General features: G+C 70.4%; 19 protein-coding genes. 7 read left to right on the forward strand and 12 right to left on the reverse strand.

Translation table 11 applies throughout. The annotated features are described in order from the left end of the window. Positions 1-7 precede the first annotated feature (7 nt). The 8 genes from DEA06_RS00990 to DEA06_RS01025 form a co-directional block, all read right to left on the reverse strand. Positions 8-334, reverse strand: coding sequence for a hypothetical protein (locus DEA06_RS00990; protein WP_205781194.1), 327 nt, complete (start codon positions 332-334; stop codon positions 8-10). Next, a complete protein-coding gene (locus DEA06_RS00995; RefSeq protein ID WP_116646104.1) occupies positions 318-1382 on the reverse strand; it encodes a M4 family metallopeptidase in 1065 nt (354 codons plus the stop codon). Before DEA06_RS00995 ends, DEA06_RS00990 begins: the two co-directional genes overlap by 17 nt. 45 nt (positions 1383-1427) lie before the next feature. Next, positions 1428-2222 carry an ATP-binding cassette domain-containing protein gene (locus DEA06_RS01000; protein WP_116646105.1) on the reverse strand — a complete coding sequence of 265 codons (795 nt, stop codon included), beginning with the start codon at positions 2220-2222 and terminating at the stop codon, positions 1428-1430. Then, positions 2219-3007, reverse strand: a complete 789-nt coding sequence (locus tag DEA06_RS01005; RefSeq protein WP_116646106.1) for an ABC transporter ATP-binding protein — start codon at positions 3005-3007, stop codon at positions 2219-2221. The genes DEA06_RS01000 and DEA06_RS01005 overlap by 4 nt, the downstream gene beginning before the upstream one ends. After that, entirely contained in the window at positions 3004-3900 is an 897-nt protein-coding gene (locus DEA06_RS01010; protein WP_116646107.1) for an ABC transporter permease, read from the reverse strand. Before DEA06_RS01010 ends, DEA06_RS01005 begins: the two co-directional genes overlap by 4 nt. Beyond that, on the reverse strand, positions 3897-4847 hold the full coding sequence (locus tag DEA06_RS01015) for an ABC transporter permease (RefSeq protein WP_116646108.1): 951 nt from the start codon (positions 4845-4847) through the stop codon (positions 3897-3899). The genes DEA06_RS01010 and DEA06_RS01015 overlap by 4 nt, the downstream gene beginning before the upstream one ends. Before the next feature lie 30 nt (positions 4848-4877). Then, positions 4878-6392 carry an ABC transporter substrate-binding protein gene (locus DEA06_RS01020; protein ID WP_116646109.1) on the reverse strand — a complete coding sequence of 505 codons (1515 nt, stop codon included), beginning with the start codon at positions 6390-6392 and terminating at the stop codon, positions 4878-4880. Between the two features lie 152 nt (positions 6393-6544). Continuing rightward, on the reverse strand, positions 6545-7465 hold the full coding sequence (locus tag DEA06_RS01025) for an alpha/beta hydrolase (RefSeq protein ID WP_116646110.1): 921 nt from the start codon (positions 7463-7465) through the stop codon (positions 6545-6547). A gap of 49 nt (positions 7466-7514) precedes the next feature. Here DEA06_RS01025 and DEA06_RS01030 point away from each other — a divergent pair, with 49 nt between their 5' ends. The 3 genes from DEA06_RS01030 to DEA06_RS01040 are packed head-to-tail and all read left to right on the forward strand — an operon-like array spanning position 7515 to position 9225. Then, positions 7515-7988 carry a carboxymuconolactone decarboxylase family protein gene (locus DEA06_RS01030; RefSeq protein WP_116646111.1) on the forward strand — a complete coding sequence of 158 codons (474 nt, stop codon included), beginning with the start codon at positions 7515-7517 and terminating at the stop codon, positions 7986-7988. Beyond that, the gene (locus DEA06_RS01035) at positions 7985-8716 is read left to right on the forward strand and encodes a tyrosine-protein phosphatase (protein WP_116646112.1); all 732 of its coding nucleotides are present in this window, start codon (positions 7985-7987) and stop codon (positions 8714-8716) included. The genes DEA06_RS01030 and DEA06_RS01035 overlap by 4 nt, the downstream gene beginning before the upstream one ends. A gap of 38 nt (positions 8717-8754) precedes the next feature. Further along, positions 8755-9225, forward strand: a complete 471-nt coding sequence (locus DEA06_RS01040; protein ID WP_116646113.1) for an SIP domain-containing protein — start codon at positions 8755-8757, stop codon at positions 9223-9225. Between the two features lie 102 nt (positions 9226-9327). Here DEA06_RS01040 and DEA06_RS01045 read toward each other — a convergent pair whose 3' ends face one another. From DEA06_RS01045 to DEA06_RS01055, 3 genes are all read right to left on the reverse strand, one after another. Then, positions 9328-9783 (reverse strand): Fe-S oxidoreductase, encoded by a 456-nt coding sequence (locus DEA06_RS01045; protein ID WP_116646114.1) that lies wholly within the window; start codon positions 9781-9783, stop codon positions 9328-9330. Next, on the reverse strand, positions 9780-10595 hold the full coding sequence (locus tag DEA06_RS01050) for an arginase family protein (RefSeq protein ID WP_116646115.1): 816 nt from the start codon (positions 10593-10595) through the stop codon (positions 9780-9782). The genes DEA06_RS01045 and DEA06_RS01050 overlap by 4 nt, the downstream gene beginning before the upstream one ends. A 91-nt stretch (positions 10596-10686) precedes the next feature. Continuing rightward, the gene (locus DEA06_RS01055; RefSeq protein ID WP_116646116.1) at positions 10687-12162 is read right to left on the reverse strand and encodes a sugar porter family MFS transporter; all 1476 of its coding nucleotides are present in this window, start codon (positions 12160-12162) and stop codon (positions 10687-10689) included. Between the two features lie 67 nt (positions 12163-12229). On the opposite strand from DEA06_RS01055, the gene rsmA reads away from it, so the two are divergent. Together rsmA and DEA06_RS01065 are read left to right on the forward strand one after the other, a co-directional pair. Continuing rightward, on the forward strand, positions 12230-13078 hold the full coding sequence (gene rsmA / locus DEA06_RS01060) for a 16S rRNA (adenine(1518)-N(6)/adenine(1519)-N(6))-dimethyltransferase RsmA (protein WP_116646117.1): 849 nt from the start codon (positions 12230-12232) through the stop codon (positions 13076-13078). 104 nt (positions 13079-13182) lie between these two features. Further along, on the forward strand, positions 13183-14112 hold the full coding sequence (locus DEA06_RS01065) for a phosphodiesterase (RefSeq protein ID WP_116646118.1): 930 nt from the start codon (positions 13183-13185) through the stop codon (positions 14110-14112). Here DEA06_RS01065 and DEA06_RS01070 read toward each other — a convergent pair. Continuing rightward, positions 14066-15661, reverse strand: coding sequence for a stealth conserved region 3 domain-containing protein (locus DEA06_RS01070; protein WP_116646119.1), 1596 nt, complete (start codon positions 15659-15661; stop codon positions 14066-14068). The genes DEA06_RS01065 and DEA06_RS01070 overlap by 47 nt on opposite strands. A gap of 132 nt (positions 15662-15793) precedes the next feature. Here DEA06_RS01070 and DEA06_RS01075 point away from each other — a divergent pair, with 132 nt between their 5' ends. Further along, complete coding sequence (locus DEA06_RS01075) at positions 15794-16861, forward strand: aldo/keto reductase (RefSeq protein ID WP_116646120.1); 1068 nt, start codon at positions 15794-15796, stop codon at positions 16859-16861. Further along, positions 16858-17787 carry a 4-(cytidine 5'-diphospho)-2-C-methyl-D-erythritol kinase gene (locus DEA06_RS01080; protein WP_116646763.1) on the forward strand — a complete coding sequence of 310 codons (930 nt, stop codon included), beginning with the start codon at positions 16858-16860 and terminating at the stop codon, positions 17785-17787. Before DEA06_RS01075 ends, DEA06_RS01080 begins: the two co-directional genes overlap by 4 nt. The last annotated feature ends 2 nt before the right edge of the window (positions 17788-17789 follow it).

A 17789-nucleotide genomic window follows, 5' to 3' on the forward strand; every position in this document is an offset into this window, starting at 1 on the left:
CGCCGCGTCAGCCTGCGCGATCGGGTCGACGGGGGCGGGACTGCGCGCGCACCTCGTCGACGAGCGTGCGCCACGGCCCGGCCAGGCTGTCGTCTCCGAGTCGGACTTCGCGCACGGGGGCGTCGTCTCTGCGTGCGCGGATGCTCCACTGGTATCGATCAGCTCCGTGCTTCACGGCGGGCGGGTCGTCCCACGGGCACCCGTCGATCAGCGCGGTCCACCGAGCCACCGCGTCGGGTGCCGGTTCTGCCCGCCACTCGCGCCGCATCCCGGCGATCCCGCCGGATCGGACGACGGTGACGACCACCCTCGTCGGCTCAGTGGCTCGCTGCATCCTCGATGACGCCGACTCCGGCCCACCCGGCGCGGACGGCGGCGACCTCCTCCGACTCCTCACCGTACTCCGCCGTCGCCGCAGCGATGGTCGCCGCTGCGAACTCGACGAAGTCGGCGGTGGGCGAGAGGGCGCCGCCCGTGAGAGTGCGGTACCACACCCGTCCCGCGCGCTCCCATGCGCGGCCGCCGAGAGCGGTCGCCGCGAGGTAGAAGGCCTTGTTCGGGATGCCCGAGTTGATGTGCACCCCGCCGTTGTCGTCGGTCGTCTCGACGTAGTCGCGCATGTGGCCGGGCTGCGGATCCTTCCCGAGCACGTCGTCGTCGTACGCCGTGCCGGGCGCTTTCAAGGAACGCAGGGCGTGACCCTGAACCTCGTCGCTGAAGATGCCCTCGCCGACGAGCCAGGTCGCGCTGTCGGCCGTCTGCCCGAGATGGTGCTGTTCGGCGAGCACGCCGAACACGTCGGACAGCGATTCGTTGATCGCCCCCGACTGTCCCTGGTATTCGAGGCCGCCCTCCGCCTCGGTCACCCCGTGCGCGAGCTCGTGCGCGATGACGCTGAGCGACCGCGTGAAGCCGATGAACACCTCGCCGTCGCCGTCGCCGAAGACCATGCGCTCGCCGTTCCAGAACGCGTTGTCGTAGTCTTCGCCGAAGTGCACCGTTGCCAGCAGCGCGCCGCCCGCGGCGTCGATCCCGTCTCTCGAGAACGCATCCCAGAAGAAGTCGAAGGTGGCGCCGAGGCCGTCGAAGGCTTCGTCGGCCGCGGCGTCGCCGGTGGCCGCATCGTCTTCGGACCGCACGATCGCCCCCGGCAGCCGCTCGGTGTTGCCGGCGTCGAACACGATGCGATCGGGACCCGGCGCGGTCTCGGCGACCAGGGTTCCGGATTCGTCGATCGACAGTCGCAGGCGCGCCCGGACGGGCCGGTCGGGACGACCGACCGCGAGGGTCGCACGCGCGGCGGCCGCGGCGCGGGCGAAGCGGGGATGGTCGGTCTCGGCGAGCCGATCGAGCAGGAACGGGGGGATGATCGCGGGGGACATGCCCGAACACTAACCGCCGGTTCCGACACCTCCGTGTCGTGAGGACTACGGCTGGGGGAGTGTCGGGATGGCGTCGAGCAGCGACCGCGTGTACGTGGTGGTCGGATGCTGCAGCACCGACGCGGTGCGTCCACGCTCGACGATGCGTGCGTCCTTCATCACGACGACGTCGTCGCACAGGTTCTGCACGACGCCGAGGTCGTGGGAGACCAGGAGGAGTGTGAGCCCCGCGGTGGCGCGCAGTTCGGCGAGGAGCCGCAGGATCTGAGCGCGTACGGTGACATCGAGCGCCGACAGCGGTTCGTCGCCGACGAGGACGGCCGGTCGGTGGACGATGGCCCGGGCGATGGCGATGCGCTGACGTTGACCGCCCGAGAACTCGTGGGGGAAGCGGTCGGCCATCCCCGCTTCGAGGCCGACTTGCTCGAGCACCTCGCGAACACGAGCGCGTCTGTCACCGGCGATGTCGAGCGCCCACAGCGGCTCGCCGACGATCCGGCCGATGCTCATGCGCGGATCGAGCGAGGCGTAGGGGTCTTGGAAGACGATGCCCGTCTGTCGGCGCATCCAGTGGAGCGACCGCGCGCTCTGACGGGCGTCCACCGGGCGGCCGTCGAGTTCGACCGTTCCGTCGGTGGGGGTGTCGAGGGCCAGGAGCAACCGCACGAGGGTGGACTTTCCCGACCCCGATTCGCCGATCACGCCGACCGCCGAGCCCGCGGTCACGTCGAGGTCGACCGCATCGAGGGCCGTCGTGACGACCCGCGGCGTGAACAGGGCGCGGCGCGGCGCCGTGTAACGGCGCGTGAGCCCGCGAGCGCGCAGCAGGATCTCGCTCATGACCGACCCTCCGGGCGCCAGAGCGTGGCGCGCGCGTCGCGCACGAGTCCGCGCGTGACGGGTGACGCCGGCGCATCGAGCAGCTGCGACACCTCACCTGCTTCGACGACGCGCCCGTGCTCGAGCACGACCGCCGTCGTCGCGACCTGCGCGAGCACCGCCAGGTCGTGCGTGATGAACACGAGCGACATGCCCGCATCGCGGACGAGGTCTGCGAGAAGGGAGAGGATGCCGGCCTGGATGGTCACGTCCAGAGCCGTGGTGGGTTCGTCGGCGATGAGCAACCGTGGTCGGCAGGCGAGGGCCATGGCGATCGCGACCCGCTGGCGCTGGCCGCCCGAGATCTGGTGGGGGTAGCGGGTCACGATCGTCGCGGGATCGGGGAGGGCCACCCTCTCCGCCTCGGTGATCGCCCGCCGCCGGGCCTCGGCGCGGGAGAGCCCTTCGTGGATGCGCAGCGACTCGCCGATCTGCCGTCCCACGGTGCGGATCGGATTGAGGGCGGTCTGCGGTTCCTGGAACACGACGCCGATCTCGTCGCCGCGCAGCTGCGCGAGGTCACGGTCGGGGAGGCCGAGGATCTCGCGGCCATCCCAGCGGATGCTTCCTGCCGCCGTCGCCCCGTCGGGCAAGAGCCCGAGGATCGCGAGCGCGGTGAGCGACTTGCCCGACCCCGACTCGCCGATCAGTCCGAGACGGCCGCCGTCGGGAACGTCGAAAGAGACGGCGTCGACGGCCCGGCGCCCCCCGATCTCGACCGTCAGATCGCGCACTTCGAGCGTCACGAGACCACCTCCGGGACGTGCAGGCGGGACGCGGCGGTGCGCCGCGACAGCGTGGGATCGGTGGCCTCGCGCAGCCCGTCGCCGAGGAGGTTGAGGCCGAGCACGGTCAGGGTGATCGCGAGCCCGGGCCAGACCACGGTCAACGGGTAGACCGACACGTACCGCTGCAGCTGCTCGAGGAGCACCCCCCACGACGGCTCGGTGAGTGGTGCGCCGAACCCGAGGTACGACAGCCCGGCTTCGGCCAGGACGGCGACGGCCATCGCCCACGACAGCTGCACGATGAAGACGGGCGCGACGTTCGGCAGCAGGTGGCGCCAGAGGTTCTGCGCGGGGGAGAGGCCGCTGGCTCGACCGGCCAGCACGAACTCGCTGTGCAGAACGCGACGCAGCTCCGCGCGCGTGACGCGGGCGATGTTCACCCCGAAGCCGATGCCGACCGCCCAGATCACCACGCCGAGGGATCCGCCCCAGACGGCGGTGATCATCATCGCGATGATCAGCACGGGGAAGGCGACGAGGATGTCGATCAGCACCGCCACCGTCTCGCGCACCCACCGGGCCGTCAGAGCGCCGAGCGCGGCCAGAGCGATACCCAGCAGGGTTGCGACCACGCCCGCCCCGAGGGAGACCATCAGCGTGGTGCGCGCCCCCGCCATCAGCAGGCTCAGGATGTCGCGCCCGGTGTCGTCGGTGCCGAGCAGGTGCGGCCAGCCGGGCGACGACCAGCGGGCGCCGATGTCGACCTGCTGCGGCGGGAAGGGGGTCCAGAAGGCCGCGACGATCGCCGTCGCGACGACGACCGCCACGACGATGAGACCGAAACGCCCGGTGCCGAGCGCCCAGAGGCGTCGGAGCCACGCCAGACGCGCGGCGGGTCTCGCGGTGCTCATGCTGCCTCCCGCTGCCGGGGGTCGATGAGTCGCTGCACGAGATCGACGACGAACCCGATGACGAGCACGAAGCCCGTCAGAGCGAGCAGCTCGCTCTGCACCTTGGGGAGGTCTCGCTGCCCGACGTCGGTGACCAGCATCCGTCCGACGCCCGGAAGCGAGAACAGCTGCTCGATGATGACGGCGCCGACCACGATCCCGGCGATCTGCAGACCGAGGACGGTGATGATCGACAGCGCGACGTTGGGGAGCCCGTGGCGGATCAGCGCCCGCGTGCGGGTGAGTCCCTTCGCCGCCGCCGTGCGGACGTAGTCCTGACCGATCGCCTGCAGCGTGGCGCTGCGGACGAAGCGCATGAGCATCGCCCCCTCCACCACCCCGATCGTGAGTGCCGGGAGGATCAGCGAACGGATGGCCGCGGCGGGGTCGTCCCAGCCGTTGCGGGGAAAGCCCTGCGCGGGCAGCCAGCCGAGCCAGACCGCGAAGACGACGACGAGCATCAGACCCGCCCAGACCACCGGCACGGCCGCGAGCGACTGGGCCGCCACGCTCAGCGCGGTGCCGTCGGCGCGGCCGCGGCGCAGGGCGGAGGCGACGCCGAGGGGGACGCTGAAGGCCAGGGCGATCAGCAGCGACATCACGCCCAGGGGCACGGTGACCTGCGCCTTGGAGGCGAGCTCGTCGGCGACCGGAGCGCCGGTCAGCAGCGACGTGCCGAGGTCGCCGCGCAGGAGTCCGCCGATCCAGTCGGTGTACTGCACCACCAGCGCCCGGTCGAGTCCCAGGCCCTCGCGGATGGCCGCGACCTGTTCGGGCGACGAGGTGGTGCCCCCGATCACCGCCGCGACGTCGCCGGGGAGCACACGCAGCGTCAGGAAGATGAGCACGCTGGCGACGAGGAGGCCTGCCAGGAGCAGGACCATCCTCGTCACCGCGTAGCGCATCACCGCGAGGACACCGTCAGTTCTTCGAGCGCATCACTCGGACGAGACCGTCACGCCGGCCAGCGGAAGCCGCACGTTCAACGAGTTCTTCGGAAAATCGCCGACCTGCGTGCTCACCGCGGCCAGCGGAGCCGCCGCGAAGAGCCAGTCGGCCGCGTTGTCTTCCGACACGATCCGCGCGGCCTGGGCGAGAAGGGTGTTCGCCTCGTCCTCGTCCACCGAGGCGACGGCCTCGGCGTAGAGGGACTGGACCTCGGGGTTGTCGTATCCGAAGTAGTAGTCGGGGTCGACCCAGTTCGAGAAGTCGCGGGCCTCGACGTGGCGGACGAAGCTGAGCTCGTAGTCCTTGTTCGTGTAGACGTCCTGGAGCCAGACGGAGAACTCGACCGATTCGACCGTGAGCGTCACACCGATGTCGTTGAACGCCGACACGAGGTAGGTCGGAATGGTCGCGTCGTAGATGTTCGGGATCGTGAGCGTGAGCTCGAGATCCTCCTGGCCGGCTTCCGTCAGCAGCTCCTTCGCGCGATCCGGATCGAACGGCACGAGATCCGAGAGGTCTTCGTACCCCGGGTCGAGCTCGGGAATCGGACCGTAGAGCGTCGAGCCGACGCCGCCGATGGCCTCGACGAGCCCATCGTGATCGATCGCCAGGCGCAGCGCCTCGCGCACCTTCGGATCGTTCAGCGGGGGAGCGGCGTTGTTGAAGGCCAGTGTGCCCTTGTCGGTGGTCTGTCCGGTCTCGATGGTGAACAGGCCGCTGTCCTCGATCTGCGCGCGGAACTCGGGGTCGAGCTCGAGCGTGACGTCGACCTCGTCCGCGAGGGCGGCGTTGGCGGCCGCCGTGCGGTCGGGGATGTAGTCGATGACGACCTCGGCGACGCCGGCCTGCTCACCCCAGTAGGCGTCCGCCCGGTCGAGGGTCAGGCTCTGGCCCTGCGCCCACTGCGACACCGTGAAGGGGCCGGTGCCGTTCGCCTTGGTCTGCAGGTCGGTGGTGTCACCTGCGCGGACGACGAGACCGGCGCGCCCGGTGAGCGAGAAGAGGAAGTCGCTGTTGGGCTCGGCCAGCGTCACGACGACGGTCGCGGCGTCGGGGGAGGTGATCGAGGTCACGCCCGCGAGGTCGGAGTTGCCCTGGACGGTCGGGTCGTCCTTCGCCGTGGTGAGCGAGGTGACGACGTCGTCGGCGGTGAGGGCGCTTCCGTCGTGGAAGGTGACGCCCTCCTGCAGGGTGAACGTGTAGGTCAGCCCGTCGTCGGAGACCTCGTAGGCGCTCGCGAGCTTCGGGACGACATTGTTGTCCTGATCGCGGGAGACGATCCCCTCGTAGACGTTGTCGATGAGCGCCTGGTCGAGGGCTGCCCCCGACGTGTGACGGATGTCGAGGTTCGACGGCTCGAGCGTCGCGGCGATCGTGAGGGTCGCGTCGGGGTCGGGGGCGCCGACGGATGTCGGTGCCGGGGACGGTGAACTGGAGCACCCCGCGAGGATCAAGGCCCCCGTGACGAAGAGGGCGGCAGTGGCGAGGGTGGCGCGGCGGGGCATGTGCGGGCGGGTCCTTTCCCCAGGAGGCGGCGTCATCGATGCTGTCGGACGCCGCGGGCAGGCAATCTCGGTGTGCCTACCAGCCTATGGTTCCGCGCGGGTGCGTGAGGCGACGGTGACGCGGAACGTCACAGGTCGGTGCGTGTGCGGACTCAGAGGAGGTCGGCGATCGCCCGCGCCAGCTCGACCGGTGCGTCCTCCTGCACGTTGTGCCCCGAGGCGAAGGTGAGGGTGCGCGCCGCGGGCACGCGACGGGCGAACTCCGCGGCATCCGCCTCGGTGACGTACCCGCGCTCGCCGCGGATCAGCGTGATCGGGGCACGGACGGCCGCGAGGTCGTCCCAGCCCGCGCCCGACAGCAGCGCCGTGACAGCGTCGTCGCGCGACGGAGTGCCTCCGGCGTCGTTCGCGGCGGCTGCGGCGAGATGCGCGAAGTGGTGCTTCCACTCGACCCGCCCGTCGGCGCGAACCCGGGAATTGAGGAACACCCCGCGCGCCGCCTTCTCGCGGGAGCCGCCGCCGAGACCGAACGCGAGTGCTCGGTCGACGAGCTCGTCGCGCGACGCCCAGTCGGTGGGCCCCGCGAAGAAGGTGCGCACCTGCGTGGGGCCGGCGTCGGGATCGACGCCCGGGGTGATGTCGACGATGAGGAGACGGGAGACGGCGTCGGGGGCGGATGCGGCGACCGGGGCCGCCGTGAGGCCCCCGAGCGATTGACCCACCAGCACCTGCGGGCGGTCGGTCCATTCCGACAGCGCCGCGACGACGTCGGGCGCGAGGTTTCGCGGGGTGTAGGCCGCGTCGTCGCGCCACGACGAATCGCCGTGCCCCGCCAGGTCGATCGCCAGCGCGGGGCGGCCGAGCGCCAGGATCGTCGTGTCCCACGTGTGCGCGTTCAGTCCCGCGCCGTGGAGGAGGGTGACTTCGGGGGCCGAGCCGCCGTAGCGCACCGCGCTGAGGGTCCGTCCGTCCGGGAGGGTCAGGGTGAGACGCTCGCCCCGGGGGATCGGAACGGTCAACCCGGCCTCGGCGGCCTGGTCGGGCAGGAACGAGAACTCGTCGAAGTCGGTCACGCGGCTATTCTGCCCGGACACGCGCGCGGCGCGCGCCTAGGCTGGTCGCATGACGGATGAAGCGCGTGTCCACCTGTCGCGATCGGCCCCCGACGCGTATCGCGCTCTCGAGGCGTTCGCGAAGACCGTCGGCGCGGTGGCGTCGGATTCGGGTATCGAGCCGCGACTGCGCGAGTTGGTGCAGATCCACGCGTCGCAGCTGAACGGGTGCTCTTTCTGCGTACGGGTGCATGTGGACCGCGCCGTCGCGGCGGGCGTCACGGCCGACGAGATCGCGCAGGTCGCGGTGTGGCGCGATTCCGGCGTCTTCACCGACCGCGAGCGTGCCGCCCTCGAGCTGGCCGAGGCGTTCACCTTCATCTCGGAGGACGGCATCCCCGACGAGGTCTACGACCACGTCGGCAGCATCCTGAGCGAGAAGGAGTACGTCGGGCTGAGCTGGATCCTCGTGGCGATCAATGCCTTCAACCGCGTCGCGATCGCCGGTCGTTACGCCGTGCCGGCCCGCGAGGCGCAGGCATGAGCGAGGCGCCGCCGACGCTCGTCTCGGGCGTGATGAACTTCCGCGATGTCGGGGGTCTGCCGGCCGAGGGCGGCCTCACCCGCAGTGGTGTGCTCTACCGGTCGGGAAATCTCGCCGACGTCGACGCCGCGGGGGCCGAATCCCTCCGCGGACTCGGACTGCGCCGCATCCTGGATCTCCGCGACGACGAGGAGGTGACGCGCTCGCCGAGTCGGGTCGACGGACTCGACCTCACGACCCAGCGCGTGCCCCTGTTCCTCGGCTCGGTCGCGTCCTTCTTCCGCAACGACCCGAGCCTGGGCGAGTTGTACGACAGCCTCATCGAGGACTCGGCCGACCGTGTGGTCGAGGTGGTGCGCAGCGTCCTCGTCGACCAACCCGTGCTCGTCCACTGCACGGTCGGCAAGGATCGCACCGGGGTGACCGTCGCCCTCACCCTCGCCGCAGCGGGTGTCGACCTCGACGCGGTGGTCGACGACTACGCCCGCACCGAGACCCTGCTGCCCGCGTCACGCAACACGCAGGTCATCGCCCGGCTGCGGGCGATGCATCCCGAGGCGCTCCATCTCGAGGAGCTCGCGACCCGGTCGCCGGCGCCCGTGATGCGAGACCTGCTGGCCCGGCTCGAGCGCGAGTACGGATCACCGAGCGACTACCTGCGTGCCCAGGGACTCGGCGACGACGAGATCGCCGAGCTGCGCCGCATCCTGATCGTTCGCCCGACATAAGGTGAGGCAACCCTTCCCTCGCGTATAGTGAGAGGGTCATGGGTACCCAGAACGAGCACAACGAGACCGTCTGCCGGTCGTCGCGTCACACGCGCGTGCAGCACCTCATCACGGCCGACGAGTCGTCGCTGGTCGAGCTCGAGACGCTGCTCGTGACGCTCCCGATCTGTTCGACGGGTCGCGTGTTCATCGAGGTGCCCGACGCGTCGTGGATCGGCCCCCTCCGTGCCCCCGCCCGCATGACGGTCACCTGGCTCGACCGTTCGCGTCGCGCCGGCGCGCCCGGCACCGCCCGTTCGTGCACCCCCGGTGAGGCACTGACCCGCGCCGTGACGGGGTGGGCCGGCGAGATGCTCTGCGACGCCGAGTCCGCAGCCCACACGCGGGTCTTCCTGCTCGGCGGATACCTGGGCACGGCCGACATCGTCGACGAGCTGACCTCGGCATACGCCGTCGATGCCTCCACGATCCACACCCCCGAGCGCTTCGGACTCGCGACCGCCCGCTGACGCCCGGTCGCAACCCCCGCTGATACGCACTTTTCGGGCGAGACACACCGCCAGGCGGTGGGTCTCAGCCGATGCGTGTGTTTCGCCGGGAGGCGCCCCGCATCACGCGTCGCGAGGGACGTAGTTGCCGTCGACCAGGCCGGCCTCGATCTCGAAGCGGTTGCGCAACGGATCGCGCCCGGCGAAGGCGTACAGGAACGGCATGAGCATGCCGTAGTGCCGCCACTGCCGCTGATGCACGGCCTCATGGCGCAGTATTGCGGGGGTCACTCGCGCGGATCCGGTGAGGAAGCATCCGCCCACGCAGACGCCGCCGCGCCCGTAGGTCCAGGCGGGCATCCCGCGGAAGACCCAGAGATCGCCGTGGCGCTCGACGCGCCCGGTGCTCCAGATCGTGCCCCAGATCCACCCCGTGGCCGTGCCGTAGAGATAGCCCAGCCGGCTCAGAGGGGAGTCGAGGAGGAACGACGGAATCCACCGATCGAGTCGGCGACCGCGCTCGACGGCGCGCTCGGCGCGTTGCTCCCACCCGTCGGGCGGCGTGGCGACCGGGCTCACGCGAGCGCCCCGACGATGCGGAGGATCGTGCCGAGGTCGTCGACGGCGGCGTCCGGCGAGGAGGGCGAGAACTCGGTCAGGGATGCGCCGGCGAGCGGCATCCGGGCCCGCAACGCCCGGATCGAACCGACGAGGTCAGCGGTCGCCACCCCGAAGGGCTCCGCGAGGCCGATTCCGGTGATCTCCGCGGGATCCAGCACGTCGAGGTCGACGTGCACGTAGACACGCGCGGCGCCGGTCGCCTCGACCGCGTCGGCGAGAGCGTCGTGGTTGGACAGGTCGGTGGGCGTCAGCATCCGGATCTCCGACCCGGCGACGTAGAGCTCCTCTTCGAGGTCGAGGGAGCGGGTGCCGGCCAGCACGACGCGCGACGGCGTGACGAGCCCGGCCTCGATGGTCATGCCGTCGGGACCGTCGCCCAGGATGCTGCGCAGGACCATGCCGTGGAAGGCCCCCGACGCCGACGTCTCGGGGTTGTGGGCGTCGGCGTGCGCGTCGAGCCAGACGACGGCGAGATCGTCGCCGGCGACGGCCGAGACCGCGCCGAGAGTGACACCGCAGTCGCCGCCGACGACGACGACGGTCTCGGTGGCCTCTCTCACCGCCTCTTCGACCTGGGCTCGAACGCGATGCAGAGCGCTCAGCCGGTGCACGCCCGAGCCGAGCGCGTCACCGGCTTCGAGGGGGATGTCGAGCCGCGTCGTGGCGCTGCGCGGCAGATCTCCGGCGATGGCGTCCGCCCCGTCGACGAGCTGCATCGCGCGCGACGACGACGAACCCTGCCACTGGGGAACCACGACGAACCTGGTCATGCGTCCATCCTGCCTGTGCGGGCCCGGGCGGGCCCTTCTTCAGGGACGGAGCCTCGGCACGGTGTCCATCCTGCCGCAGGTCGCGGGGGGTTCAGCCCTTCGCGTCGGAAGCGGCCTTCCTCTTGGCGTTCTTCTCGGTGAACAGCGTCTCGGACTGCTCCAGCGCCATGCCCTTCGTCTCGGGGATCTTGATCGCGACGTACACGAACGACAGGGCGGCGAACAGCGCGTACATGCCGTAGGTCAGCGGGAGGGACCATTCCGACATGACGGGGAACGTCACGGTGATGAGGAAGTTGGCGACCCACTGCGCGGCGGCGGCGACGCCGAGCGCCTTGCCGCGGATGCGGCTCGGGAAGATCTCGCCGAGCAGCACCCACACCAGCGGACCCCACGATGCGCCGAATCCGACGACGAACAGGTTCGCGGCGACCAGCGCGATCGGGCCCCACGCCCCGGGGAGGCTCACTTCGCCGTCGACGGTCTCGGCGAAGGCGAAGGCCAGCGCCATCGTGCCGAGCGACAGCGCCATGAGCGTGGATCCGGTGAGGAGGATGGGCTTGCGTCCGACGCGGTCGACCAGCCAGATCGCGATCAGGGTCACCACGACGTTCGTCACCGAGGTGATCACGCTGATGAGCAGCGAGTTGCTCTCGCCGAAGCCGACCGCCTGCCAGAGAGTGGTCGAGTAGTAGAAGATCACGTTGATGCCGACGAACTGCTGGAAGACCGAGAGGATGATGCCGGTCCACACGATGCCCTGCAGCCCCAGCACCGGTCCGCGCAGCGACGCGTTCGCGTTCTTGCGGTCGGTCTCGATGGCCTGCGCGATCTCGTTCACCGACTTGTCGAGGTCGGCGGGCGGCACGAGGCGCGCGAAGATCGCGCGGGCCTCGTCGGCGCGGTCCTTCGACAGCAGGTAGCGCGGCGACTCGGGCATGACGAACGCCAGCGCGCCGTACACGGCCGCGGGAACGACGCCGATGAGGAACATCCACCGCCAGGCCTCCAGGCCCCACCACAGCTGCTCCGAGGCCCCACCCGCGGAGGTGGCGAGCACCGCATCGCTCAGCAGCGCGGCGAAGATGCCGAGCGTGATCGCGAGCTGCTGGAGCGAGGCCAGCGCGCCGCGGATCTGCCGCGGCGCGATCTCGGCGATGTACGCGGGAGCGACCACCGAGGCGATGCCGATGCCGATGCCGCCGATCACGCGCCAGAGGATCAGGTCGGGCACGCTGAAGGTGAGCGCCGATCCGACAGAGGAGACGAGGAACATGATCGCGCCGAGCTTCATCACGCGCAGCCGGCCCCAGCGGTCGGAGAGGTTGCCGGCGATGATGGCGCCGAGCGCGCAACCGAGCAGCGCGATGGCGACCACGAACCCCTTGAGGAACTCGCCCAGGGCGAAGTTCTCTTGGATCGAGTCGACGGCGCCGTTGATCACCGAGGAGTCGAACCCGAAAAGGAACCCGCCGACGGCGGCAGCGATCGAGAGGGCGGCTGCGCGTCGACCGAACGGGCTCTTCATCGAGAACGCGTTCGCGGGAATGGTGCCGGTTGATGTCATGGCCGTCACCGTACTCCTCGCCGGGAGACAAGACGAAGGCTTGCGCGCGAGGTCGTAGGGTAAAAGGATGCCTGTAACCCTGCTCGGGGCGACCGAGATCCGCCGACTGGCGGCGGAGCTCGACGTCACCCCGACCAAGAAGCTCGGGCAGAACTTCGTCGTCGATGCGAACAGCGTCAGACGCATCGTGCAGGTCGCGGGCGTGACCGCGAGCGACCGCGTCGTCGAGATCGGCCCGGGTCTCGGTTCGCTCACCCTCGCCATCCTCGAAACCGGCGCGACGGTGACGGCGGTCGAGATCGACCACCGCCTCGCCGCTCGCCTCGCCGAAACGGCCGCTGCACACGGCGTCCCCGCCGGCGCGTTGACCGTCGTCGACGCCGACGCGTTGAGAGTGACGGAGCTTCCGGGCGACCCCGAGGTGCTCGTGGCGAACCTGCCCTACAACGTCTCGGTGCCCGTGCTGCTGCATTTCCTCGAGACCTTCCCGGCGCTGCAGCGCGGTGTCGTGATGGTGCAGGCCGAGGTGGGGGAGCGCATGGCCGCGGGCCCCGGCTCGAAGATCTACGGCGCGCCCAGCGTCAAGGCGGCCTGGTACGGATCCTGGCGGCTCGCCGGAAACGTGTCTCGACAGGTGTTCTGGCCGGTGCCCAACGTCGACTCCGTGCTCGTCGCCTTCACCCTCGACTCCGAGACGCGTGGCACGGAGGAGGAACGCCGCCGCACCTTCGCGATCGTGGATGCGGCGTTCCAGCAGCGACGCAAGATGCTGCGGCAGGCCCTCGCGGGCGTCGTCGGCACGACGGCCGCCGAAGCATCCGCCCTGCTCGAGAGCGCCGGCGTCGCGCCGACGGCTCGCGGCGAGGAGCTCGGCGTCGAGGACTACCTCCGCATCGCCCGCATCAGCGTTTCATGACGTGTCCACCCGACGTTCACGAAACATGTCTGTAACATTTCCCTCGTTCTGCCACGATGATCGCCCGGCAGCCGGACTTCCGGCTCCACGGCACGAGGAGACACATGCGGTATGCGGAGTACCCCAAACCCGAGCGGGTACTGCTCCACCTGAGTGACACTCACCTGCGCGCGCACGGCGCCCCGCTGTACGACAGCGTCGATTCCGAGGCCTATCTCGCCCGTGCGCTCGCCGCGATCTCGGCCTCGGGCGTGCAGCCCGACGCGCTGATCTTCACCGGCGATCTCGCCGACCACGGCGAGGACGACGCCTACGACCGGATCGCCGCCCTGGTCGAGCCGCTCGCCGCGTCGCTCGACGCGCGTGTGATCTGGGTCATGGGCAACCACGACGATCGCGCCGCCTTCCGCGCGCGGCTCCTTCCGGGCGATGCGGCCGGCGACGCGCCCGTCGACCGGGTCGACGAGCTCGACGGCCTGCGCGTCATCACGCTCGACACCACCGTTCCGGGGCATCACCACGGCGAGGTGACCGACGCACAGCTGCGCTGGCTCGCCGGCGAGCTCTCGACGCCGGCGCCCCTCGGCACGATCCTGGCCCTGCACCACCCGCCCGTTCCGAGCGTGCTCGAGCTCGCAGCATCCGTCGAACTGCGCGATCAGCGTCGCCTGGGCGACGTGCTGCGCGGCAGCGACGTGCGTGCCATCATCGGCGGCCACCTGCACTACTCCACGTTCGCGACGTTCGCGGGCATCCCGGTGTCGGTCGCTTCGGCCACCTGCTACACGCAGGACCTCACCGTGCCGGTCGGCGGAACGCGCCCCCACGACGGCGCACAGGGGTTCAACCTCATCCACGTCTACGACGACACCGTGGTGCACTCGGTCGTTCCGCTCGACACCGCGGCACCGCTGCAGTTCGTGGATGCTGCGGAGTCGCTCGCGAGACTGCGTGCCGCGGGCATCGAGACGCCCGCGGCTCGCGCGCTCACACCATCGACGCCGCCGACGGCTCCGATGACGTCGATCCGCTGAGTTCGGCGGAGGCGACATCGGCGCGCTCCCACGGCGCGCGCACCGGGAAATAACGCTCGAGGCACGAGCGCAGCGCCTTGACCCGCATCTCTTCGGGGATCTCGGGTTCGCTGCCGTCGTTGAGGCAGAACATGTCGGTGTCGCGCCGCTCGATCAGGCGCTCCATCCTGCGGAGCGAATCGAGCTTCGTGGTCTGTATGTAGCGCACCCGTGGCTCGGTCGTCACGACCGCTCGCCCGGTGAACAGCGAGTAGTAGTGGTACAGGCTGTTCGTCACCGAGACATCGGTGGCCGAACGGAATCGGCTGCCCGCGGTGCGGGCGTAGTCGTCGGCGAAGGTGCGCTCGAGTTCTGCGGCGATGGATCGGCGCATCGGGACGGCGCTGTGCTCGAGGTCGTGGGTGATCACGCGCCCGAAACGTTCGCGCAGCAGCGCACGGTTCACCCGCAGCGCGTTGTCGTGGCCAGAGCGCTCCGGGGCTGACGCCCCACTGCCGATGCGGATGCCGCTCTCGACGAACCGGCTGACGCCCGATCCGCTGAAGAACAGCTCCGGCGAGACGGGGCGACCGAAGAACATGTCGTCGTTGCTGTAGAGGAAGTGCTCTGCGAGCCCCTCGATGCGGTGCAGCTGCGCCTCGACCGCATGCGAGTTGTGGGTGGGGAGCGTCGACGGGTCGGCGAAGAACTCCTCGCTCCGCACGATCGTCACGTTCGGGTGGTCGTCGAGCCACGCCGGCCGCGGGGAGTCGGTCGCGATGAAGATGCGCCGCACCCAGGGTGCGTACATGTGCACGCTGCGCAGCGCATAGCGGAGCTCGTCGATCTGGCGGTACCGCGCGGGGGCGTCGTCGCCGTCGCCGACCACGTACCCCTGCATGCGGGCGGCACGCTGGCGCTGGAACTCCGAGTCGGTGCCGTCCACCCACGAGAAGACCATGTCGACGTCTTCGGTGAACTCGTTCGCGTGGGGCTCGAACATGCCCTCCACGGTGCGCCAGCGACGACCGTGGCGTTCGACCTCGACGAAGGACAGGTCGGAGGCGGCCATCACGCGTCGGGTGAGGGCGTTGGGCCGCGGGGCTTCGACCAGCGTGTCGCCGAATCGCCAGAACTCGAGGTGCGGCGCCAGGGCGGAACCGTAGCGGAACGCGCCGTCGACGGAGGCGCGGGGGCGGAAGACGGCCATCGCCGAGACGGCGTCGGTCGCGAGCGTCGCGGTGTGCACGGGCGTGGGGTCTTCACCCGACGTCTTGAGGTAGAGCGGTTCGTCCGCTGCGGCCAGGCGCAGCGCGGAGAGTGCGGCTGCAGCATCCGCCAGATCCACGACGATCTTCGGGCGGCGGTTGGTGTCGCGCACGAGCAGGATGTCGATCGACGCCGACTCCAGCGCTGCGGCGATGTAGAGGAGGTCGGCGTCGCGAGCTTCGGCCGGAGCGGTGTCGTCTCCGACGAGATGCAGGATGCCGTCGGAGAGGCGGACGTCGTCGCGCGAGAGGATGCGGCGAAGCGGATCGGTCTCGGCCGGCAGCGGTGTGATTCGGGGCAACGAGGCTCCTTGAAGGGCAGGATGTGGCGCGCTTCGCGAGCGCGAAGGTGTACTAAAGGTAAACACACCGTGTTGCGCCCGCATTTCACAACGGCTTCCTTCGGGGGCGGGGTCGCGCGCTAGGGTCGAAGAGTGAGTGATTCCGACCGTTTCGGCGCCGAAGTTCGAGACCTGCACCGGCCGTACGCCGCCCGGGCCGAACGGTACTCGGGAGTCGAGTACCGCCAGGTCGGAACGAGCGGGCTGTACCTGCCGCCGATCTCGCTCGGGCTGTGGTGGAACTTCGGTGACAACATCCCGTTCGATCAGCAGCGCGCGCTTCTTCGTCACGCCTTCGACCGGGGCATCACGCACTTCGACCTCGCCAACAACTACGGACCGCCCTACGGCTCGGCCGAGACGAACTTCGGCCGCATGATGCGAGAAGACCTCGCGCCCTACCGCGACGAGCTGATCATCTCGTCCAAGGCGGGGTACGACATGTGGCCCGGGCCCTACGGGAACTACGGCTCGCGCAAGTACCTGATCGCCAGCGCCGATGCCTCGCTGAAGCGGATGGGGCTCGACTACGTCGACGTGTTCTACTCGCACCGGGTCGACCCGGTCACGCCGATCGAGGAGACCATCGGGGCGCTCGACACCCTCGTCCGCGACGGCAAGGCCCTCTACGTCGGCATCTCGTCCTACAGTGCCGAGCTCACGGCCGAGGCCGTCGCCGTCGCGCGCTCGATGGGCACGCCCCTCGTGATCCACCAGCCGTCGTACTCCATCGTGAACCGGTGGGTGGAGGACGGCCTGACCGGCGTCCTGCGTCAGGAGCAGATGGGCGCGATCGCGTTCACCCCGCTCGCGCAGGGGCTCCTGACCGACAAGTACCTCGGCGACGGACGGGCCACCCGTGCTCAGAAGCGGTCGTCGCTGCCGGAGGCGGCGCTGCCGCATCGCACGGTGTCGGCGCTGCGCACCCTGAACCTCATCGCCAAGGAGCGCGGGCAGACGCTCGCCCAGATGGCGATCCAGTGGGTGCTGCGCGACCCGGTGGTCGCCTCCGCTCTCATCGGCGCTTCCCGTGTCGAGCAGCTCGACGACAACATCGCCGCTCTCGACGGCCCCGCGTTCGACTCCGAGGAGCTCGAGCGCATCGACGCCATCTCTGACATCGTCGGCGCCGATCCGTGGGCGGATTCGGCGAAGCAGTGACTCTCGCGTCGTCGTCCGAGCGCGTGCACGTGCGCGCGCCGGGAAAGATCAACGTCTTCCTCGAGGTCGGCGACGTGCAGGACGACGGGTACCACGACGTCGCCACGGCCTACCAGGCCGTCTCGCTGTACGAAGATCTCTGGGCGAGCGATGCCGACGAGATCACGGCCCACGTCTCGGGGACCGTCGCGATCGGCGACGTACCGGTCGACGACCGCAACCTCGCGGTCCGGGCGGCGCGACTGCTCGCCGGGGCCGCCGGGGTCGATCGCGGCGTGCACCTCGAGATCCGCAAGTCGGTTCCGGTCGCCGGCGGTATGGGCGGCGGATCGGCGGATGCTGCGGCCGCCCTGGTCGCGTGCGATGCGCTCTGGGGCACCGGGCTTTCCACCGCGGAGCTTGCCCGTCTGGGCGCGCGGCTCGGGGCGGACGTGCCGTTCGCGCTCCTCGGGGGCACCGCGATCGGGACGGGCCGCGGCGACGAGCTGAGCCCCGCGCTCGCGCGCGGACGGTTCGACTGGGTGCTGGTGGTCAGCGACGAGGGGATGTCGACCCCCGTCGTCTACGGCGAGCTGGACGCGCACCGTGCGCGCCACCTCGTCGACATCGGTCCCGCACCGAGGCAGCCGCGCGTCGACCCCGACGTGCTGCACGCGCTGCGCCAGGGCGACGCGGGCATGCTCGCCGCGGCGCTCCGCAACGACCTGCAGGCACCGGCGCTGCTTCTGCGCCCCGACCTCGGCGCAGCACTCGAGACGGGGGAGAAGGCCGGGGCGTTGGCCGGCATCGTGTCGGGTTCGGGCCCTACCCTGGCGTTCCTCGCCGCCGACGACGCATCCGCGCTCGATCTGCAGATCACCCTCAGCGCTGCCGGCTTCTCCGCGCTCCACGTGCACGGACCCGTCTCGGGCGCGCGCGTCGTCTGACG

This window comes from Microbacterium sp. Gd 4-13, assembly GCF_003095395.1.
Lineage (GTDB): Bacteria > Actinomycetota > Actinomycetes > Actinomycetales > Microbacteriaceae > Microbacterium.